An 18761-nucleotide genomic window follows, 5' to 3' on the forward strand; every position below is an offset into this window, starting at 1 on the left:
GAGGAACTGTCGACGCGGTGGGGTTACAGGTTGTAGGTGCGGGTGGCGGTGGTGGTGAAGATGGACTGTTGTTCGGTGGGGGTGAGGGATTGGGTCAGGGTTTCGGCGGTTTCGACGACCTCGGCGTACGTCGCGGCCAGGAGGCAGACGGGCCAGTCGGAGCCGAACATGACGCGGTCGGGGCCGAAGGCGTTCAGGACGACGTCGGCGTACGGCTGGAGGTCGGACGGTTTCCAGGTCGACCACGGTGCCTCGGTCACCATGCCGGAGAGTTTGCAGGTGACGTTCGGCAGCGCTGCCAGCTCGCGGAGGTGATCGGCCCACGGTGACAGCGGCTCGCCGATGACGGGCTTCGAGATGTGGTCCACGACGAAGGTGAGCTGCGGCAACGCCCGAGCCGTCCGGATGGCGGCGGGCAGGTGCGGCGTCTTCGTGAGCAAGTCGTACGCCAACCCGGCCGAGGCAACAGCAGCCAGACCGCGCTGTACGTCGGGACGCAGCAGCCAATCGACATCCGGCTCGTCGTGCACCTGATGCCGGATCGCCTTCAAGTACGACCCGTCCGGCCGAGCCAGCAATCCCGCCAGCTGATCGGCCACGTCGGCAGCGGTGAGATCGACCCAGCCCACCACACCGGCGACCAGCTCGTTGCCCGCAGCAAGCTCCAGGAACTCGACCGTCTCGTCGACCGAACCAACGGTCTGCACCAGGACGGTCGACGAAACGTCGGCCGCAGCGGCCAGCGGCTCCAGATCGGACAAGGAGAAGCTCCGCCGGATGGGATCCATCGCGGGGCCGACCATCCACGACTGCTCCCGGACGGACAGATCCCAGACATGGTGATGTGCGTCGACCCTGCTCACAACAGCTGCCTCCTCAACCGACTCATCCGACTCTCCGCCTCGCCCGAACTCGTCCCAACTCATCCGACCCGGCGGTCGTCGATGGCGTCGTGGTTCCAGTCGATGCCGAGCCCGGGCGTGTCCGGGGCGACCGCATGCCCGTCGACGATATCCATCTCGCTCGACGTGATCGCGCGCAGTTGCGGGATGTGTTCGACGTACCGGCCGTTGGGTACCGCGGCGGTCAGGCTGACGTGCAACTCCATCAGAAAGTGCGGGCAAATCTCGAGGTTGAAGGTCTCCGCCAGATGCGCGACCTTCAACCACGGCGTGATCCCACCGACCCGTGCCACATCCGCCTGTACGATCCCGGCACCACCGGCCGCGACGTACTCGCGGAACTGCGACACGGAGTACAACGACTCCCCCACGGCGATCGGAATCGACGTCCCCGCAGCGAGCCGCACATGACCGGAAACATCGTCCGCCGGCAGCGGCTCCTCCAGCCACGTCAGATCCACTGACTCGAAAGCCGAAGCCCGCCGCCGAGCCTCCGGATAGGTCATCGACTGATTGGCGTCCACCATGATGTCCATCGACGGCCCGACAGCATCCCGTACGGCGCGCAGCCGCTCGAGGTCCTCGTGCACGCGCGGCTTGCCGACCTTGAGTTTCACCCCCGGCCAGCCGGCCTTCTGCGATGCCAGCGCACCGGCCACGAGTTCGTCGGTCGACAGGTGCAACCAACCACCCTCGGTGTCGTACAGCGGCACGCGCTGCCGGTACCCGCCGGCCAGCCGCCACAGCGGCTCGCCCGCCCGCAGGCACCGCAGATCCCACAACGCCGTATCGACCGCTGCCAGAGCCAGCGAGGTGATGGCCCCGACCGTCGTGGCGTGGGTGGACCACCACAGGTCGGACCACAGCGCCTCGACGTTCCGCGCGTCCGCACCGACCAGGCGCGGCAGCAGGTGGTCCCGGAGCAACGCCAGGACGGCGGTGCCACCGGTACCGATCGTGTACGCGTACCCGAGGCCGCTCAGCCCGTCCGCCGTGGACAGCGAGACGAAGATCGTCTCCTGTTTCAGGAACGCCTGGACGGCGTCGGTACGGACGGTTTCCACCTCGAGGTCGACCAGATAGGCCTCGGCCCGGACGATCGCCGTACTCACAGTGCCTCCAACGATCCTATAGGATATTGCGCATCCTGATGCTCCCGCTTCACACTGGACGCGTCAAGACGGACCTCGACCTCGGGCAGAATGCTTCCGGGAGGAGCAAAGGTGACAGATGCGCATGTAGGTCTGGCCGGGCAGCTCACCCGCCTGCCCCAGCGTCAGGTGCTCAGCGACGACGTCTACGAGACCGTCAAGGGCCTGATCATGGACAGTGTGGTCGAGCCCGGGACCCGGTTGAACATCGATGCCCTGACGCGGGAACTGGGCATCTCCCAAACTCCGATCCGGGAGTCGCTGGCCCGGCTGGAGTCCGACGGTCTGGTGATCAAGGAGCCACTGCGGGGTTACCGGGTGTCCTCGCGGCTGACCCGCGAGGAGTTCGAGGACCTTTTCGAGTACCGGCTGGTGATCGAGCCGTGGGCAGCCGGACGGGCCGCCGAGCGGGCGGGCACCGACGAACTGGCCCGGCTGAAGGCGGAGATGCTCAGCTACACCGACGTGCCGGACCGGCCGTCGTACGAGAGCTACCGGGCGATGGCCGCGCACGACCAGCGATTCCACGACCTGGTGCTGGAGCTGTCCGGGAACGAAACCGCCCGGCTGTCCTTCCAGCGGACACACTGCCACCTGCACCTGTTCCGGCTGTACTACGGTGGCGGCATCGCGACGAAGGCGTTGCGAGAGCACAAGGCAGTGGTGACGGCGGTCCGCAAGGGCGATCCGGAGGAGGCGACCGCGGCGATGCGGGCGCATATCGAGGCCTCCCGCGCTCGGCTGCGGCCGATGTTCGACGCCTCGCCCACGACTGACTGATCCAGGGAGACACCTGTGGAACTGCTCCGCCTCGGCGCGGTCGGTGAGGAGCGCCCGTACGTGCGCGCCGCCGACGGCACCGTTCACGACCTGAGCCCGCTGACCGCGGACATCGACGGCGCGTTCCTGGCCGCCGACGGCATCGCGCGGGCACGCGCCGCGCTCGAGGCCGGCGAACTGCCGGTCGCCGACACCGAGGGACTGCGCGTCGGCGCTCCGGTCGCACGGCCGGGTGCCGTGGTCTGCATCGGCATGAACTACGCGGCGCACGCGGCCGAGGGCGGCGCGGAGCCCCCGAAGCAGCCGATCGTGTTCTTCAAGCACCCGAACACGGTCGTCGGCCCGGACGACGACGTGCTGGTGCCGCGCGGGTCGACGAAGACCGACTGGGAGGTCGAGCTCGCGGTCGTGATCGGCAAGCAGGCGCGGTACGTCGAGACCGACGAGGAAGCACTCGCCTGCGTTGCCGGATACGCGGTGTCGAACGACGTGTCCGAGCGCGAGTTCCAGCTCGAGGTCTCCGGCGGCCAGTGGTCGAAGGGCAAGTGCTGCGAGACGTTCAACCCGCTCGGCCCGGCGCTGGTGCCGGCCGACGAGATCGCCGACGTGCAGGACCTGCGACTGAAGTCCTGGGTGAACGGCGAGCCGCGGCAGGACTCGACCACGCAGGACATGATCTTCTCGGTGGCGGCGCTGATCCGCGACCTGTCGCAGTTCATGGTGCTGAGCCCCGGCGACATCCTGAACACCGGCACGCCGGAGGGCGTCGCACTGTCCGGCCGCTTTCCGTACCTGGCGCCCGGCGACGTGATGGAGCTGGAGATCGACGGCCTCGGCCGCCAGCGCCAGACCCTCGGCAAGGCGTAGCCGACAAACTGTCCCCGGCCGGCTCTAGGGTCGGCCGGGTGACCGACTTTCTCGCCGACATCAGGACGTCCTACGACACGGTCGCGATCTCGTACGCCGAGCGCGTCGTGGACGGCGCCGTCGAGGAGGACGCCTCGTTCGACCTGCTCGCCGAGCTCGTCCCGGCGGGGCGTCCGGTGCTTGATGTCGGCTGCGGCCCCGGGCGGACGACCGCCCTGCTGGCCGCCCGCGACCTGCCCGTCATCGGGATCGATCTGTCTCCGGGCATGATCGACGTCGCCCGCCGCGATCACCCGGAGCTCGACTTCCGGGTCGGCTCGATGACCGCACTCGATCTCCCGGACGACGCGGTCGGAGGCATCGTGTCCTGGTGGTCGATCATCCACCTGCCGCGCGACGTCGTACCGCGCGCGTTCGCCGAGTTCCGCCGCGTGCTCGCGCCGGACGGTGTGCTCCTGATCGGCTTCCACCTGGGCACCGAGACGACGCACAAGACGTCCGGCTACGGCGGTCACCCGATGAACGTCCACGTCCATCGGTGGACGGCGGCGGCGCTGACCGAGATCGCGCTCGCCGTGGGACTCACGCCGTACCGGTCGGGTCTTCCCGAGGACCGGTTGCTGTTCGTGAGTACGGAGAATTCCTGAGGCCGGAGACGGGTCCCGAAAGTACGCTCTGCGCATGACTTCTCGCGTGCGAACGGTGACCTTCGATGCCCACGACCCGTACGAGCTGGCCGGTTTCTGGCTGCAGGTCCTGCGGGCCGAGCGCCCCGACGACGACCACCCCGGCGACCCGTACGCGGCGGTACCCACGGACGGGCTCACGGTGCTGTTCGAGAAGAACGACGACGAGAAGGTTGTGAAGAACCGCGCGCACCTGGACCTCGAGCCGGACACCACCCGGGACGAGGAGGTCGCCTGGCTGCTCACCCTCGGCGCCACGATCGCGTACGACCGCCGCGAACCCGACGGCACCGGGTGGGTGACCATGCGGGACCCGGAAGGCAACGAGTTCTGCGTACTGCGCAGCGCGTCGGAACGCGCCGCCACCAGCTGACCGGGTCGGTGTCAGGGGGCCGGGGTCTCGCCGGTGAAGGTGATCCGCCAGTCCGCCGACCACGCGTGCACGGCGACGTCGAACCCCTCGCGCGTCGCCGCGACCCGGTAGTGCCCGTCCTCCTCGGGGACCACCTCCGCGGTCCAGCCACGCGCTCGCAACGCGTTCGCGGCGGCCTCGACCTCGGCCGCCGGGTCGGGTGAGCGCGGGTTGCCGGTCTGCACGGTCACCCGCGCGACCGTGGCCGGCCCACGTCCGTCGAACAGGACGCCGGGCGCGATCGGCCCCGGATCGTGCGTCACCACGGGCCGCTGGTCCGGTACGACGGCTGCCGCCACCGCCAGCAGCTCGCTCCGCAGGAACTCCCGGTCGTCGCTCATCGGTGCCGTCCTCCCGCTCCTCGCGCTGCTCCCGGTGACCGCGGCGCGCCGGCCCGCCCCGCCCCAGTCCGTCCCGTCGCCGCCCGTGCGGCCGGAGACTGCGTCGCCGCGTCCGGATGCACTGCACCGTTCTGCCCAGCGGCGGCACCGGCCGATTCCTTGGTCGGATTGGTGAGCGCCGCAACTCCGTCGTACACCTTCGAGGCCGTGCTCGCGACCTTGTTCAGCGGATCGCCCCACGATGCGCCGAGCAGGAGCTGCGTCTCGGCCGACCGGCTGGTGTTCGTGGTGGTGATCCGCGTCAGATCGCCGCGGACGACGCGCCCGATGTTGCGCAGCGCCTCGCTGTTCGGCCGGTAGTACTGGTTGTGCCAGTGCACCGACACCGGATCGTCGTCGACCCGCGGGTCGCTCGTCGCCATCCGGACCGCATCCGGGAACGTCGCCGGATCCGGCCCGTGCCATTCGGAGTACGACACGTAGTCCCGCGGCGCGCGCTCGGTGTACAGCCGGGTCGGCGGCTGGACGAAGTCCGCGGCCTCGTCGACGTACTTCGCGATGCCCGGCGACCCCGTCATCACCAGCCGCGTCGGGTGTGCTCCGGCCATCACCGCCCGGGCTGCCACGTCCGTACCGTACGAGTGCGCGACGACCGTGACGTCGGCGTCCTCCGCCTTGAGGTCGTTGAGCTCGTTCAGGAAACCCGCTAGCCGAGGACCGCCTGCGATCGCCGCGTCATTGCTCGCGGCCTGCACCAGGCCGTGCGGCGAGTCGTAGTCCATCCACACCACCACTGCGGTCCCCGGACCGGCCTCGTCACGAATCAGGTCGCCGCGGTCGGACTGCCCGCGGAACGTGTCCAGGCTGTTGCCCATCCCGGGGACGAGGACGGCGACGTTGCGCGCCTGCTGGAGATCGCCGAGCACCTCGACCGCGCGCCCCTGCCCCTCGGGATTCACCGAGTAGAACTGCCGCGGCCGCTGCACCTCGACGACGTTGCCGTTGGCATCGACCTCGGAGACCGTGACCGGGGTGAGCAGCTCGTTCAGCGTGTCGAGCCGCTGCTGGTCGCCCCGACCGGCTGTCCCGGCGTCGACCGCCGCCTGCAGGCGGTCGCGCGCACCGAGCAGCCGGGCGTGATTGGCACGGAACCGCTCGGCCAACTGGTCGGCATCGATCATCGTGACTCCCCGTGACAGCGGTCACCTGGGCGCGTGACCGGGCCAGAGGCAGTTTGTCAGGCCGACGAGGTCAAGGAAAGGGACCAGGCGCGCGAGCTGTGGGTAAGTCGGACCGTGGCCAGCGGCCGGACGTCGACATGCCGCAGTGATTCCGCCGGTGCGTCCACGACGTACAGCACGATCGCGCGGACCACCGCGGGATGAACCACCGCGACCGCCGAGCGGTGGTCGCGATCCGCCAGGTCACCGAGCCAGTCCGCGACCCGCGCGAGGACGTCGTTCTCGGTCTCGCCGCCGGGAGTGGCGGTGTGCGGGCGTTCGAGCCAGGCCCCGACCTGCGACGGATCGGACCCGAGCAGTTCCTCCAGTCCGCGTCCGGTCCACTCGCCGTACTCGCGGTCGCGCAGCGCCGGCTCCACCACCGGGTCGAGCCCGAGCGCGGCGGCGGTACGTACCGCGGCCCGCTCCGGACCGGCGTACGCCACGTCGGCGGACAGCTTCACCTCGCGCGCCGCCTCGACACTCGCCGGATCCGGCTCGGCGTCCCCACCGAGCACGAGGCCGCGCAGCGCGGGAGTCAAGGCATGCGCGATCAGCGTCAGAGCCGTCAAGCGGTCGCCACCTTCGATCGGATCGGCCGGCGATCCACCGCGGCCGCGTACCCGAATCCGAGCAAGAGCCACAGCGTCGCCTGCGTACCGAGCGAGGCGAACCGAAACTGCCACAGCAGCGTAGCGGGGAACGTCTCCGGAACCTCGCTGATTCGCGGCAGGATCAGGTACGCCGCGACAACCGTGACGACGAGGCCCGCGACACCGCCGGCGAGTCGCGCGACCTCGCCGTACCGGGCGGCCCAGCGCGACAGCGCGACGCCCGCCCAAACCGCGAGCAGGCCGATCACCAGCGTCAGCAGGTACGTGATCGTGCGCCGCGTGATCGTGTCCGGATCGCCGACGGCCGGCGGGTTCGGCGGGTACTTGAGGAACGGGATCAGCACGACGCCGACGAAGCCCGCGGCGGCGAGTCCGAGCGCGGCGTACGCATCGTTCCCGGTCCGGAGCTTGCGGCGCAGCAGCGTGAACGCGACGGCGAACAGTCCGCCGAGCGCTACGCCGTACAGGCTGGTCGCGAGGAACAAGCCGGCCCGCTGGCCGTCCCGGCTGACGAGCGGCTCGTCCGCTTCGGCGGCAGGCTGCGGCTCAGCGCTGTCGCCGTGGTCATGGGTGTGCGCGTGACCGGCCGACTCTTCGATCGCGATGGCCGCGTCCACACGCGGCTCGCCCAGCACGTAGGCGACAGTTCCGGCCAGCAGGCCGGCGAAGAGTCCGACGATCAGTCCGCGCACCAGGAGTTGCCCGAAGGTGCGCATCGGTCTAGTGGCAGGGCACGCCGAGCAGATGACGTCCGTCGTGCATCAACTCGTGCAGGAACATCCCGGAGCGGGAGACCGCACCCTGGTCGAACGCGACCAGGTACGCGAGCATCAGCATCAGGCCGACGCTGAGCAGCGCGACGGCGAAGAGCTTGGGGGAAAGTGCCGGTACGGCGGCCGACCGGGCAGGAGCTGCCATCAGAACTGAACCTCCTGGGGAAGTGCGCGTCCCCTTCGAAAGGCTGCTGGTGCCCGAGCGTCCTGACTGACGAGCCGAAACTCGATCACAGTGGCGCGGCCGCGCCGGACTCTCACCGGCTTCCCTCATGGCACCGCAGGTTGACCTCCGAACCGTACGGTCCCGAGCCCGCCGGGGTCAACGCATCCCGGCGCGCCGGTGACCAATCCCTCATCCGACTCAGGCCCTGGCGGTGCGCCGTCCGGCGGGTACGCCGAGCAGCGCCAGCAGCGCGGGGAGTCCGAAGGCAACCAGGAAGGCGGTGACCGCGGAGTGCGGCTCGAGCGCGGCGAACAACGACCCGCCGATCGCGAGGATGGTTGCGGTGGACAACGAGTCGCTCAGTTGCAGGGCCGAGCTGTTGGCGCCCTGCTCGTCGCGTTCGGAGTACTCCAGAGCCAGAACCGACAGCGTCGGGAACACGGTGCCCATGCCGAGACCCGCCAGGGCCCAACCGAGGACGCCGACGACGACCGGGACGTTCGGATGGAGCGTGAGCACCGCCGTGGCGATGCCGAGCAGGATCGCGAGCATGCCCGCCTGCAGGAAGACCGCGTGCGAGAACGGCTGCTTCGGCCGGCCGCGGTACCAACTCGCCGCGCTCCAGCTGACTCCGCTGATCGTGAGGACCAGACCGGCGAGCGCCGGCGACAGACCGCGTTCCCGGGTGAGCATCAACGGCAGGAACACCTCCGCGCCGAACCCGGCGGCCGCGACCAGTCCACGCAGCGCGATCACCGACGGCAGCCCGCGCCCGAACGTGAAGGTTCCGGACGGCAGCAACTTCGGACCGAACACCACCACACCCGCCAGACCGACCACCAGCAGCGCGATCTGGACGACGCCACGCTGCTGGCCGCCGTAGTGCAGCAGCCCGACTCCCACCGCAGCCGCCAGCGACCACATGGCGCGCTTGTCCCACAGTTTGCCGTCGCGGACGTCGTACGTCGTGCCGCGCGCGAGCCCCGGCCGCATCACGAGCGCGGCCGGAACCGCGATCACCGGTACTGCGAGAAAGACGATCCGCCAGCTCGCGTGCTCGACGATCAGGCCGGCGATCGCGGGCCCGACGAGCGACGGCACCACCCAGCCGGCCGCGAACGCGGCGAAGATCGGCGGCCGGAGGCGGGCCGGATACAGGTGTCCGACGACGACGTACAGCGCGACCGTGAGCAGCCCGGCGCCGTACCCCTGGATGATCCGCCCGACCACCAGGATCTCCATCGACGGCGCCAGGCCGGCGATCAGCAGTCCGCCCAGGAACCACGCCGTACCGTGCCAGAGCGGGCGGGTCGGGCCCTTCAGATCGCTCCAGGTGCCGGACACCACCATCGCGACGACACCGGACGCGAGCGGGCCGCCGAAGGCGAGCGCATACAGGTTGAGGCCGTCGAGCGCCTGCGCGACGGTCGGCATCGCCGTCGCCACCGCAAGGGACTCGAAAGCGACGAGGGTGATCAACGCGACCATTCCGACGGTCAGGGCGCGGTATTGGGGGGAGAGGACGCCGCCTGTCTCAGCGGTCGGCTCGGCAACGACGGTCATGCGTCAGACCATCGCTGTTCAAGTGCACTTGAAGTCAACTACAGCAATGCGGCGAGGACGAGCGCGAGAATCGGGGGCACTGCCTGGGTCGCCGCGGCGCGCAGCATCCGGCGGTCCGACGCGACCAGCACGAGGCCCGCGCCGGCCATGCACGCACACGCGAAGAGCGCGATGGCGTGGCCTTTGTCACCGCCCCAGACCAGCCCGCCGAGCGCGCCGATCGCCAGGAACAGGTTGTAGAAGCCCTGGTTGAACGCCCACGGGCGCGCCGCCTCGACCTCGGAGTCCTTGACCAGGAACCGCCGGTACGTACTGGGCTTGCGGAACAGCACGCTCTCCATCACGAAGACGGCCACGTGGAACACACCCGCAAGAACGACGAAGACCTGCGCGATCACGCTCATGCGTCGGAACGTACAGCTACGCCCGCCATTCCGTGGCGAAGGCGCGCGCCGGGTTGGTTTCGAACATCGCGCCGGCGACATCGGCGCCGAGGTAGCGGGTGATGCGCGGTCTGAGATGGGTCAGCAGGTACGGGATGCCGGGGCCCTCGCCGGTCGCGGCGCGGGCGCGGGCCGTGGTGGTGTCGCCGCCGATCAGGAGCCGGTCCGCGTACCCGGCGTCGACCAGCGCGGCGAGGCAGTCGGTCAGCCGCGGATCGGTCGCGTTGTTGGCGCGCGACGGGCCGTCGAACGCCAGCCAGGCGCCGCGGTTCGCCAGCTCCCGATGCAGGCGATGGTCGGGGAAGCGGTTGAGATGGCCGAGGACCACGGCCGTCGGCGGGACGTGGAGCGTGTCGACGAGCAGATCGAGTACGGCGTCCGCGGCAGAACCGAGCTCGTGGTGGATGGCGATCGGCGCGTTGGTCGCGTGGTGGGCCTCGGCGGCGGCGCGCAGCGTGAACTCGGCGTGCGCGTCGAGGATGTGGAACCCGCCGGCCACCTTGATCAGCCCGGCCTTCACCTCGGTCTCAGCGATGCCCGTCGTCAGCTCACGGACGAAGAGCTCGGCCAGCCGGTCGCGGACATTGTCGACATATCCATCTGGGTAGTGCTCGCGGCGATGCAGGCCGGTGGCGGCGACGATCGCCACGCCGGTGGTGGTCGAGATCTGCTGCAGTGCGGCGGCGCGGCGGTTCAGCCCGTGCGGCGTCCACTGCACGATCGCCTGGCCACCGGCCGCGGCGAACGCCTGCGCTTCCGCGGTCGCCGCTACCTCGTCGTCGAGATCCTGCCCCGGCAGCATGGCCGACCGGAAGAACAGATGATCGTGCGCGTCGGTCACCCCGAGCGCCTGCGGCGCCACGTCCCCCAACACCGTCCGAACCCGCATCACTCCCCCTCCCGAACACCAGAACCGTATCCCGACCGACGAACCGCGCCGCAGAACCCCCTGCGGTCCTGCGGCGCGGTCTCGAACAGCCCTGGTGGCCAAGGTGTGGCGCCGGGCGGGCCTGGTGTCGGTCAGTCGGCGTGTCGGTCAGTCGGCGTGTCGGTCGAGCGTGCGGGGTGTCAGGCCGCGTGCTGGCCGGGGGTGCGGCGGCGACCGCGGCGGCGGGAGGGACGACGGGACGAAGTGTTCACCCGGCCGTCGTCCGACCGCGCACCGGCACCGCGCGTCACCACGTCACCCGAATTCCGCCGGCCCGTCCCGCGCTTGCCGGACGTCCTCCGCGAGGTCTGCTGCTTCTCGGACGTCTCCTTCGGCGGCGGGGTGACGTACGTGCGCTCGCCTGGCGCCAGCTCCGACAGCAGCGGGTGGGTGGCGTCGAGCTTGGTGATGGTGGGCTTGATGCCCGCCTTGCGCGTCAGGTCCCGGACGTCGCGGACCTGGGCGTCGGTCATCAACGTGACGACGGTGCCTTCGGCGCCGGCGCGGGCGGTCCGGCCCGAGCGGTGCAGGTACGCCTTGTGCTCGACCGGCGGGTCGGCGTGGATCACCAGCGTGACCCCGTCGACGTGGATTCCCCGGGCGGCGATGTCGGTCGCCACGAGCGTCCGCGCCGTACCGTCGGCGAAGGCCTCCAGGTTCCGCGTCCGGGCGCCTTGCGACAGGTTGCCGTGCAACTCGACCGCGGGCACACCTTGGGCGATCAGCTTCTTGGTCAGTGCCTTCGCGCCGTACTTCGTCCTGGTGAACACCAGCGACCGTCCCGGCGCGGCGGTCAGATCGAGCAGCACCGGCAGCCGGGCGTCGGAGTCGACGTGCAGCACGTGGTGCGTCATCCGCGCGACCGGCGAACGCGCCGAGTCCACACTGTGCGTGACCGGGTCGTTCATGAACCGCCGGACGAGGACGTCGACACCGGCGTCCAGCGTCGCGGAGAACAGCAGCCGCTGCGCGCGCGCCGGGGTCGCCTCGAGAATCCGCCGTACCGCGGGCAGGAACCCGAGATCGGCCATGTGGTCGGCCTCGTCGAGCACGGTGATCTCCACCGCGTCGAGCTTCGCGTGACCGGCCTTGATGTGGTCCTCGAGCCGCCCCGGGCAGGCGACGACGATGTCGGTGCCTTTCCGCAGGCCGTTGATCTGCGGGCCGTGTCCGACGCCGCCGAAGATCGTCATCGATCGCAGCCCGAGCGTGTCCGCGAGCGGCGTGATCGACGCCTGGATCTGGGTGGCGAGCTCACGCGTCGGCGCCAGGATCAGGGCGCGCGGACGGTTCGGCCGCCGGTCGCCACGGCCGGCGGCGAGCCGGGCCAGGACGGGCAGTACGAAGGCGTAGGTCTTGCCGGACCCGGTGCGCCCGCGTCCGAGAACGTCCTTCCCGGCCAGGGAATCCGGCAGCGTGGCCGCCTGGATCGGGAACGGCGTGGTCACCCCGGCAGCGGCCAGCGCGGCGGTGAGGCGATCGGGGACGCCGAGCTCGGCGAACGTGCCGTTGCCAACAGCAACACTCTCGTTGCTCTCAGCAACCTCAGTGACCTCAGCGACTTCGGTGAGGTCGTCGAGATCGGTGACCTCGGCAACAGCGGTCAGCTCAAGCGCTGCGGCGCGACCGGCACCGGACCGGCGCCGCCGCCGGGAGCGGCCCTGCGATGCCGATTGCGACTGTGGTTGCGCCTGTGGTTGCGACTGTGGTTGCGACTGTGGTTGCGCCTGCGAGGGGGATTGCGGCCGGCTGGTGGTGCCGCCGGCGGACTGACGGGATTGCTTGGGCGTGAATGTAGACGTGGGGCGGCGGGCCGCCATAGCAGTACTCCAAAGATCGTGGGGTCGTCCTGCCCGGCGCGGCCGAGGGCCGCGGCGCGTGGTGGTCGACTGCCGGCGCCCGACCGGTTGCCGGTCGCTGCGCTCTCCGGCCCGAGGCAGAACTGGGCGGGCCGTCCACCTCAGTGTACGGCACGACACGGCCGAGGCTCGCGGGATACTCGTCACACAGGCTAGGTTCACCTCCGTGACGGAACAGTTTCGGGTCGATCCGCCGACGGCCGCGGATGAACGTGTCCTCCTGCAGAGCTTCCTCGACTACCACCGCGGGACCTTGCTGTGGAAGCTCTCCGGGCTCACCGACGAGCAGCTCGTCCAACGCGCCGTACCGCCGGCCGACATCTCGCTGATCGGCCTGGTCCGGCACCTGAGCGAGGTGGAGAAGTACTGGTTCCACCGCACGCTGGCCGATCACGACTCGCCGCCGAAGTACTGGAGCCGGGAGTTCCCCGACGGCGATTTCGACCATGTGGATCCGGCCCTCGCGGCGCAGGATCTCGAGGACTTCCGCGCCATCATCAAGACCTCGGACGAGCTCGCCGCGAAGTACGACCTGGACCACACGTTCGACCGTCCGGGCTACGACACGCCGCACTCGGTGCGTTACCTCTACCTGCACATGATCGAGGAGTACGCGCGCCACAACGGCCACGCGGACCTGCTCCGGCAGGCGATCGACGGCGCGACCGGCGAGTGACTGTCAGGGTTTGATCGAGCGGATCAGCCCGACCAGATCCGTGGTGACACCGCGTACCCCCGGAATGCGGGTCAGGCGCAGCAGCCGGTCCACCAGCGGTACGGCGCGGTCGATCAGGGTCCGGGTACGGCGCAGGTCGTCGGACTGGTCGTGCACCCAGAAGAGCACGACGCCCATCTGCAGCAGCCAGAGCAGCTCGGGCAGCTCGGCTCGCAGGTCGGCCGGGACCTTCAGGTCGGAACCCTCGACCACCTGACGGAACACGTCGATACTCGCGGCCCGCGCCGGCTGCGAGTCGGCGCTGAACGGCGACAGCGGACTGCGCGGATCGGCCGCCGTCTTGAAGAACGTCCCGGCGAACTCGTGGTACGGCGCGGCGACGTCCAGCCAGGCCCGCAGTACGCCGGACAACCGCGGCACGAACGCCCGCTCGCCGGCGAGGATCGGCTCGACCGCCTCGCGGTGCTGCTCCTGCAGCAGGTCGTAGTACGCCTGCATCAGGTGTTCCTTGGAGCCATAGTAGTAGTACGCGTTCCCCACCGACACGCCGGCCTCGTTGGCGATCGCGCGCATCGTGGTCTTGCCGTACCCCTGCTCCCGGAACAACCGCAACGCGGTCGACAGGATCAGCTCACGGGTCTGCTCGCCCTTCGCGGTCGCACCGTCCGTCACACTCGTCAGCGTAATCACCCCCACTCAACTTCCTCAGCCCCGCCGCGGCCTGGACCATAGCTCGCGCAACCGGCCGCAGCACCGGATTCGCCAGCCGTTCGGCGGTGTGCCGGTGCGTAGCGGTCGCCCACAGACACATGATCCAGGCGCGATCGCCGACGTACACGGCCCCGTCGTCGGCAACCACCGTCACGTCCCGCAGCGTCGCCGCGTGGTCGAGGGCAGGATAGAGCGCCCGCGCGTCCGTCGACCCCGCCGCGACGAACCGCAACCGCACCACCCCGCCGTACCCGTCCGGCGCCGGGGTTTGCGCGGCGAGCCAGTCCTTGAACCGGCGGCACAGCCCGCACCCCGCGTCGTACAGCACCGTCAGTTCACGCACGGGCCGGCAGCCTTCAGTAGCCGTAGCGAGCGGTCTGCTCGGCCGCAGCGATCGGCTGGACGTTGTCGTTCGGCGGGACCGGCGGCCGCGGGGTCGTGTCAAGGCGGCTGCGGGTGCGGATCTTGTTGAAGATCCAGACGTTCGTCAGGTGCACCACGCCGAGCACCAGCATCACGATGCCGAGTTTCACGCTCAACTGCTCGAAGACGCCGCGGGCCGCCAGCACCGGCCGGCCGCTGCGCAGGAACAGCGTCACGAACCCGAGGTTGATCAGGTAGAACCCGACCACCAGCAGCCGATTCACCGCATCGGCGAAGTCGGCGTTGCCCTGGAACACGTCGACCAGGAAGACCCGGCCGTTGCGGCTCAGCGTGCGCGCCACCCAGATCGTCAGCGGTACCGCGATCAGCAGGTACGCCAGGTACGTCGTGACGGTCATGTCCATTTTTCGTCCCCACTTCTTGAACACGTTCAATTCGTCCTGGCACGCACGCTACGCCGATCTTTTGAACGTGTTCAAGTAGCCGCTTCCGTGATCTGGGTCTCGCCCGGCGCAACAATGACCGAATGAGGGAGAAGGACCTCGACCGGTGGGTCGAGCGGTACCGGAAGGCGTGGGAGAGCAACGCACCCAAGGACATCGCCGCGCTCTGGACCGAGGACGCGAGCTGGTACCGGCGGCCCGACGAGGACCCGGTGGTCGGCCGGGACGCGATCGTGGCGGCCTGGCTCGAGGTGGCCGACGCGCCGGGCGAGACCGCGTTCGAGTACGAGGTACTCGGCTTCGGCGACGGCGTCGGGTTCGTCCGTGGCTGGACGACGTACCTGACGAATCCGCCGGGCGAGTTCAGCAACCTGTGGGTGATCCGGATGGTCAAGGACCGGGCGTACGAGTTCACCGAATGGTGGATGGAGAAGCCGCGGTGAGCTACCCTCGCCGGTAGGCACGCAGGGTGCCACCGGTCCGCGGGAAGGGCTCAGCCCACCTGAGAGCGAAGGCGTTGCACTGTTCGACCTCCTTTCTCGCCTGACGACGCGGACAGCAGGCTCGTAGAGAGGAGGTCGGCGATGCCGACCCGGAACCTTCCGAACGACCCGCACCTGGATCACCTGCGTGGTCAGGCCAAAACCCTGCTCAAAGGCGTGCGCGCGGGCTCGAGCGCGGCGATTGCCCTCGCTGCCGAGTTTCATCCGGTCAGCACGCTGGCCGACGCCCAGCTGGTGATCGCGCGCAGCTACGGGTTCCCCAGCTGGCCGCGGCTCGTGCGTCATCTCGAGCTGGTCGACCGGTACAGCCGTTCCCCGCATCAGCAGCCCGTCGGCGGCCCGTTGGACACGCCCGAGCAGCGCGCCGACGAGTTCCTGCGTCTGGCCACGCTGCATTACGGGCAGGACGATCCGGCTCGTCAACGGTCCGCCGTCGCGCTCCTCCAGCGCTTTCCCGAGGTTGCCCGGAGCAACATCTACACGCAGGTGGTCGCCGGCGACGTGGACGGCGTCCGGGCGAACCTCGATCAGGCGGGCGTCGAAGGCGGACCGTACCGCTGGGAACCGTTGCTCTACCTCACCTACAGCCGCCTCGACGCGCCGAACCAGCTCGAGATCGCGCAGCTCCTGCTCGGCAACGGCGCCGATCCCAACGCCGGGTACCTGTGGTCCGGCCTGCCGTCGCCCTTCACCGCACTCACCGGCGTTTTCGGCCGCGGCGAAGGTGATCAACCGCCGCATCGCCACCGCGTCGAGCTCGCGCGGCTCCTGCTCGAGGCCGGCGCCGATCCGAACGACAGCCAAACGATGTACAACTGCGGGCCCGGGTGCCCGCCGCCGTACGACGACGTCCACCTGGAGCTCCTGCTGGAGTACGGGCTAGGGCGCGGCGACGGCGGCCCGTGGCATGCCCGACTGACCGCGGCCCATCCGACGCCGCGGCAACTGCTGGAGGACGAACTCGTCTTCGCGTCCTGGGCCGGTCTGCTGCACCGAGCCGAGCTGGTGCTTGCCCAAGGCACCGACCCGGAAGGCGTCGGCACCCGGCACCCCGTCTTCGGTGGGCAGCGTCCGTACGAGCTCGCAGCCGTGCAAGGACATACCGAGATCGCCGAACTGCTTCGCGAAAAGGGCGCCGCGCCGCTGGACGAGGTGCACGAGGTGTACGCCGCAGCGATGCGTGGCGAAACGCCGGATGTCGACGCGGCCTTGGCTGCCCGCGCGTTGGCTCGCCTGCCGCACCTGCCGGTCCGCGCCGCCGAGATCGGCCGTACGGAGGCGATGCAAGCGCTGCAACGCCTGGGTTACGACCTCGGCGCGGTCTCCGGCGGCGCGGCGCCGATCCACCGAGCCGCGCTCAACGGTCATGTTGAAACGGTTCGCAAGCTCGTCGAGTTGGGCGCCGACCCCGAGGTCCGCGACCCGACGTACGGCGGCAACGCATTGAGCTGGGCCGAACACAGCCGGCAGCAGGCCGTGATCGACTACCTCAGGGACTTACCGCGAGGAACAGGAACGCGCTGAACACCGCCAAGTGAATGGCACCCTGCAGCAGGGTGGCCCGCCCGGTCGACAGGGTGAACAGCCCGGTCACGACGGTCAGCAGGAACAGCACCATGTCTTTGCTGTCCAGCCCGAGGACGAGCGGACCGCTCAGCCAGATCGAGGCGACCGCAATCGCCGGGATGGTCAGGCCAATGCTGGCGAGTGCCGATCCGAGCGCCAGGTTGACGCTGGTCTGAAGACGGTTCCGCAGTGCCGCGCGCACTGCGGCAACCGTCTCCGGCAGCAGCACGAGCAACGCGATCAGGACACCGACCACCGCGAGCGGGGCGCCGGCCGACTCCACCGCGGCCTCCAGCTTCGGAGACACCGTCTTCGCCAGGCCGACGACCGAGATCAGGCAGACGAACAGCAGGCCGAGGCTCACCAGGGCGGTCCTGGTGCTCGGCCCCGCCGCGTGATGGTCCTCGTCCTCGTCGATCTCCCCGTCGGGCGTGACCGGCAGGAAGTAGTCCCGGTGCCGGATCGTCTGCACGAACACGAACACGCCGTACATCACCAGGGACATCACGCCCGCGAAGGCCAACTGCGGCCCGCTGAACTGCGGCCCCGCGGCGCTCGTCGTGAACGTTGGGACGACCAAGCTCAGGGTGACCAATGCGGTGATCACCGACAGCGCGGAGTACGACGCCTGCACGCGGAACCCCTGCACGCGGTGCCGCAGCGAGCCCACCACCAGTGACAACCCGAGGATCCCGTTGCACGTGATCATCACCGCCGCGAACACTGTGTCACGGGCCAGTGACGCGGCCTTCGTACCGCCGGATGCCATCAACGTCACGATCAGCGCGACCTCGATGATCGTCACCGCGAGCGCCAGGATCAGCGTGCCGAACGGCTCCCCGACGCGGTGCGCGACGACCTCGGCGTGGTGCACCGCCGCGATCACCGCGGCGCCCAGACCGAGGCAGACCAGGACCAGCAGAATCGTTCCGAGGTCACGCTTCCAGGTAGCGATCAGGACGACGAAAGCGAGCGGGGGCACGGCCAGGGTCCAGCGCGGCAGCCCTTGGATCACGGAGTTTGTCATCCCCAGACAGCCTATCGGGCAATCCGCTTGGCAAGCCGCAGCCGGCGGGTGATGCTTCTCCTAACATGACTGTCGAGATCAGAGACGCGACTGCGGACGACTGGCCGGCGATCTGGCCGTTCTTCCGTGAGATCGTCACCGCGCGCGAGACCTACACGTACGACCCCGACCTGACCGAGGAGCAGGCCCGGGCGCTGTGGATGTCGCCGTCCGCATCACCGCTGGCCCGGACCACGGTCGCCGTCGATGCCGACGGCACCGTTCTCGGCAGCGCGAACATGTACCCGAACCGCCCGGGGCCCGGCGCGCACGTGGCGAGCGCGAGTTTCATGGTGGACGCCAAAGCGCGCGGCCGCGGCGTCGGCCGGCTGCTCTGCGAGGACATGATCGCATGGGCCACCCGGACCGGGTTCCGCTCGATCCAGTTCAACGCGGTCGTCGAGACGAACGGGCCGGCCGTCCGCCTGTGGCAGTCGCTCGGCTTCCGGATCGCCGGCACCGTCCCGGAGGCCTTCGACCACCCCAAGCTCGGGTACGTCGGCCTGCACGTCATGTATCGCCCGCTCCCGTGACGATGACCCGCGCGGCGGATGTGGCAGGCGCTCGAGCCGTACCACGCGCTCACCTACTTCGCGCCGGAGACGCGTCAGGCCTGACTCGTGCCACCTGACGGAGTTTTCGAGGTCGGGCTCGCGTTTGTGCTGGTCAGGAGCTCGCGGGCGGGCTGATTGACACACCCCGGAGGC

Annotated in this window: 23 protein-coding genes and 1 riboswitch; of the genes, 8 read left to right on the top strand and 15 right to left on the bottom strand. The window is 69.8% G+C overall.

What is annotated here, in order from left to right:
* Positions 1 to 23 precede the first annotated feature (23 nt).
* Both AB0B82_RS22440 and AB0B82_RS22445 read right to left on the bottom strand, forming a co-directional pair.
* Entirely contained in the window at positions 24 to 863 is an 840-nt protein-coding gene (locus AB0B82_RS22440) for an amidohydrolase family protein (protein ID WP_360171646.1), read from the bottom strand.
* A 59-nt stretch (positions 864 to 922) separates the two neighbouring features.
* The gene (locus AB0B82_RS22445; RefSeq protein WP_360171649.1) at positions 923 to 2014 is read right to left on the bottom strand and encodes a mandelate racemase/muconate lactonizing enzyme family protein; all 1092 of its coding nucleotides are present in this window, start codon (positions 2012 to 2014) and stop codon (positions 923 to 925) included.
* Between the two features lie 111 nt (positions 2015 to 2125).
* Here AB0B82_RS22445 and AB0B82_RS22450 point away from each other — a divergent pair, with 111 nt between their 5' ends.
* Genes AB0B82_RS22450 through AB0B82_RS22465 form a run of 4 tightly spaced genes read left to right on the top strand, consistent with a single transcriptional unit; the run spans position 2126 to position 4759 of the window.
* Positions 2126 to 2833 carry a GntR family transcriptional regulator gene (locus AB0B82_RS22450; RefSeq protein WP_360171652.1) on the top strand — a complete coding sequence of 236 codons (708 nt, stop codon included), beginning with the start codon at positions 2126 to 2128 and terminating at the stop codon, positions 2831 to 2833.
* A gap of 15 nt (positions 2834 to 2848) precedes the next feature.
* Positions 2849 to 3700 (top strand): fumarylacetoacetate hydrolase family protein, encoded by an 852-nt coding sequence (locus tag AB0B82_RS22455; RefSeq protein ID WP_360171655.1) that lies wholly within the window; start codon positions 2849 to 2851, stop codon positions 3698 to 3700.
* A 38-nt stretch (positions 3701 to 3738) separates the two neighbouring features.
* Complete coding sequence (locus AB0B82_RS22460) at positions 3739 to 4347, top strand: class I SAM-dependent methyltransferase (RefSeq protein ID WP_360171658.1); 609 nt, start codon at positions 3739 to 3741, stop codon at positions 4345 to 4347.
* A 34-nt stretch (positions 4348 to 4381) separates the two neighbouring features.
* Positions 4382 to 4759, top strand: coding sequence for a VOC family protein (locus tag AB0B82_RS22465; protein WP_360171661.1), 378 nt, complete (start codon positions 4382 to 4384; stop codon positions 4757 to 4759).
* Between the two features lie 11 nt (positions 4760 to 4770).
* Here the strand turns inward: AB0B82_RS22465 and AB0B82_RS22470 are convergent, their stop codons facing one another.
* The 9 genes from AB0B82_RS22470 to AB0B82_RS22510 form a co-directional block, all read right to left on the bottom strand.
* Positions 4771 to 5139 carry a hypothetical protein gene (locus tag AB0B82_RS22470; RefSeq protein ID WP_360171664.1) on the bottom strand — a complete coding sequence of 123 codons (369 nt, stop codon included), beginning with the start codon at positions 5137 to 5139 and terminating at the stop codon, positions 4771 to 4773.
* The gene (locus AB0B82_RS22475) at positions 5136 to 6320 is read right to left on the bottom strand and encodes an alpha/beta hydrolase (protein ID WP_360171667.1); all 1185 of its coding nucleotides are present in this window, start codon (positions 6318 to 6320) and stop codon (positions 5136 to 5138) included. The genes AB0B82_RS22470 and AB0B82_RS22475 overlap by 4 nt, the downstream gene beginning before the upstream one ends.
* Positions 6321 to 6376: 56 nt before the next feature.
* Positions 6377 to 6931 carry a histidine phosphatase family protein gene (locus AB0B82_RS22480; protein WP_360171670.1) on the bottom strand — a complete coding sequence of 185 codons (555 nt, stop codon included), beginning with the start codon at positions 6929 to 6931 and terminating at the stop codon, positions 6377 to 6379.
* Positions 6928 to 7689, bottom strand: coding sequence for a CbtA family protein (locus AB0B82_RS22485; RefSeq protein ID WP_360171673.1), 762 nt, complete (start codon positions 7687 to 7689; stop codon positions 6928 to 6930). Before AB0B82_RS22485 ends, AB0B82_RS22480 begins: the two co-directional genes overlap by 4 nt.
* A 4-nt stretch (positions 7690 to 7693) precedes the next feature.
* A complete protein-coding gene (locus AB0B82_RS22490; protein WP_360171676.1) occupies positions 7694 to 7891 on the bottom strand; it encodes a CbtB-domain containing protein in 198 nt (65 codons plus the stop codon).
* Between the two features lie 57 nt (positions 7892 to 7948).
* Positions 7949 to 8015, bottom strand: a riboswitch (cobalamin riboswitch).
* A 95-nt stretch (positions 8016 to 8110) separates the two neighbouring features.
* Positions 8111 to 9475: an MFS transporter gene (locus AB0B82_RS22495; protein ID WP_360171679.1), complete on the bottom strand. Its 1365-nt coding sequence runs from the start codon at positions 9473 to 9475 to the stop codon at positions 8111 to 8113.
* A 38-nt stretch (positions 9476 to 9513) separates the two neighbouring features.
* On the bottom strand, positions 9514 to 9879 hold the full coding sequence (locus AB0B82_RS22500; protein ID WP_360171682.1) for a DUF1304 domain-containing protein: 366 nt from the start codon (positions 9877 to 9879) through the stop codon (positions 9514 to 9516).
* Positions 9880 to 9895: 16 nt separating this feature from the next.
* Positions 9896 to 10807 (bottom strand): hypothetical protein, encoded by a 912-nt coding sequence (locus AB0B82_RS22505; protein WP_360171685.1) that lies wholly within the window; start codon positions 10805 to 10807, stop codon positions 9896 to 9898.
* Between the two features lie 179 nt (positions 10808 to 10986).
* On the bottom strand, positions 10987 to 12666 hold the full coding sequence (locus tag AB0B82_RS22510; protein ID WP_360171688.1) for a DEAD/DEAH box helicase: 1680 nt from the start codon (positions 12664 to 12666) through the stop codon (positions 10987 to 10989).
* Positions 12667 to 12871: 205 nt separating this feature from the next.
* On the opposite strand from AB0B82_RS22510, the gene AB0B82_RS22515 reads away from it, so the two are divergent.
* A complete protein-coding gene (locus tag AB0B82_RS22515) occupies positions 12872 to 13381 on the top strand; it encodes a DinB family protein (protein WP_360171691.1) in 510 nt (169 codons plus the stop codon).
* A gap of 3 nt (positions 13382 to 13384) precedes the next feature.
* Here AB0B82_RS22515 and AB0B82_RS22520 read toward each other — a convergent pair whose 3' ends face one another.
* From AB0B82_RS22520 to AB0B82_RS22530, 3 genes are read right to left on the bottom strand one after another with little or no spacing between them, the layout of a single operon-like run.
* Positions 13385 to 14053 (bottom strand): TetR family transcriptional regulator, encoded by a 669-nt coding sequence (locus AB0B82_RS22520; RefSeq protein ID WP_360171694.1) that lies wholly within the window; start codon positions 14051 to 14053, stop codon positions 13385 to 13387.
* Positions 14013 to 14435, bottom strand: coding sequence for a DCC1-like thiol-disulfide oxidoreductase family protein (locus AB0B82_RS22525; RefSeq protein WP_360171696.1), 423 nt, complete (start codon positions 14433 to 14435; stop codon positions 14013 to 14015). The genes AB0B82_RS22520 and AB0B82_RS22525 overlap by 41 nt, the downstream gene beginning before the upstream one ends.
* Positions 14436 to 14448: 13 nt before the next feature.
* Positions 14449 to 14880: a hypothetical protein gene (locus AB0B82_RS22530; RefSeq protein ID WP_360171699.1), complete on the bottom strand. Its 432-nt coding sequence runs from the start codon at positions 14878 to 14880 to the stop codon at positions 14449 to 14451.
* Between the two features lie 122 nt (positions 14881 to 15002).
* On the opposite strand from AB0B82_RS22530, the gene AB0B82_RS22535 reads away from it, so the two are divergent.
* Both AB0B82_RS22535 and AB0B82_RS22540 read left to right on the top strand, forming a co-directional pair.
* Positions 15003 to 15362, top strand: coding sequence for a nuclear transport factor 2 family protein (locus AB0B82_RS22535; RefSeq protein WP_360171702.1), 360 nt, complete (start codon positions 15003 to 15005; stop codon positions 15360 to 15362).
* 141 nt (positions 15363 to 15503) lie between these two features.
* Complete coding sequence (locus AB0B82_RS22540) at positions 15504 to 16946, top strand: ankyrin repeat domain-containing protein (RefSeq protein WP_360171705.1); 1443 nt, start codon at positions 15504 to 15506, stop codon at positions 16944 to 16946.
* On the opposite strand, the gene AB0B82_RS22545 is transcribed toward AB0B82_RS22540, so the two are convergent.
* Complete coding sequence (locus AB0B82_RS22545) at positions 16912 to 18015, bottom strand: ionic transporter y4hA (RefSeq protein WP_360171708.1); 1104 nt, start codon at positions 18013 to 18015, stop codon at positions 16912 to 16914. The two genes, AB0B82_RS22540 and AB0B82_RS22545, sit on opposite strands and share 35 nt — an antisense overlap.
* 65 nt (positions 18016 to 18080) lie before the next feature.
* Between AB0B82_RS22545 and AB0B82_RS22550 the strand changes: the two genes are divergently transcribed.
* Positions 18081 to 18587 carry a GNAT family N-acetyltransferase gene (locus tag AB0B82_RS22550; RefSeq protein WP_360171711.1) on the top strand — a complete coding sequence of 169 codons (507 nt, stop codon included), beginning with the start codon at positions 18081 to 18083 and terminating at the stop codon, positions 18585 to 18587.
* Positions 18588 to 18761: the final 174 nt, after the last annotated feature.

The organism is Kribbella sp. NPDC048915 (genome assembly GCF_040649595.1).
Taxonomy (GTDB): Bacteria; Actinomycetota; Actinomycetes; order Propionibacteriales; family Kribbellaceae; genus Kribbella.

Coding starts and splice junctions, on each gene's coding strand:
- AB0B82_RS22545 (WP_360171708.1), bottom strand. CDS start 18,015: ATGACAAACTCCGTGATCCAAGGGCTGCCGCGCTGGACCCTGGCCGTG.
- AB0B82_RS22475 (WP_360171667.1), bottom strand. CDS start 6,320: ATGATCGATGCCGACCAGTTGGCCGAGCGGTTCCGTGCCAATCACGCC.
- AB0B82_RS22500 (WP_360171682.1), bottom strand. CDS start 9,879: ATGAGCGTGATCGCGCAGGTCTTCGTCGTTCTTGCGGGTGTGTTCCAC.
- AB0B82_RS22485 (WP_360171673.1), bottom strand. CDS start 7,689: ATGCGCACCTTCGGGCAACTCCTGGTGCGCGGACTGATCGTCGGACTC.
- AB0B82_RS22550 (WP_360171711.1), top strand. CDS start 18,081: ATGACTGTCGAGATCAGAGACGCGACTGCGGACGACTGGCCGGCGATC.
- AB0B82_RS22505 (WP_360171685.1), bottom strand. CDS start 10,807: ATGCGGGTTCGGACGGTGTTGGGGGACGTGGCGCCGCAGGCGCTCGGG.
- AB0B82_RS22465 (WP_360171661.1), top strand. CDS start 4,382: ATGACTTCTCGCGTGCGAACGGTGACCTTCGATGCCCACGACCCGTAC.
- AB0B82_RS22540 (WP_360171705.1), top strand. CDS start 15,504: ATGCCGACCCGGAACCTTCCGAACGACCCGCACCTGGATCACCTGCGT.
- AB0B82_RS22510 (WP_360171688.1), bottom strand. CDS start 12,666: ATGGCGGCCCGCCGCCCCACGTCTACATTCACGCCCAAGCAATCCCGT.
- AB0B82_RS22470 (WP_360171664.1), bottom strand. CDS start 5,139: ATGAGCGACGACCGGGAGTTCCTGCGGAGCGAGCTGCTGGCGGTGGCG.
- AB0B82_RS22495 (WP_360171679.1), bottom strand. CDS start 9,475: ATGACCGTCGTTGCCGAGCCGACCGCTGAGACAGGCGGCGTCCTCTCC.
- AB0B82_RS22490 (WP_360171676.1), bottom strand. CDS start 7,891: ATGGCAGCTCCTGCCCGGTCGGCCGCCGTACCGGCACTTTCCCCCAAG.
- AB0B82_RS22535 (WP_360171702.1), top strand. CDS start 15,003: ATGAGGGAGAAGGACCTCGACCGGTGGGTCGAGCGGTACCGGAAGGCG.
- AB0B82_RS22530 (WP_360171699.1), bottom strand. CDS start 14,880: ATGGACATGACCGTCACGACGTACCTGGCGTACCTGCTGATCGCGGTA.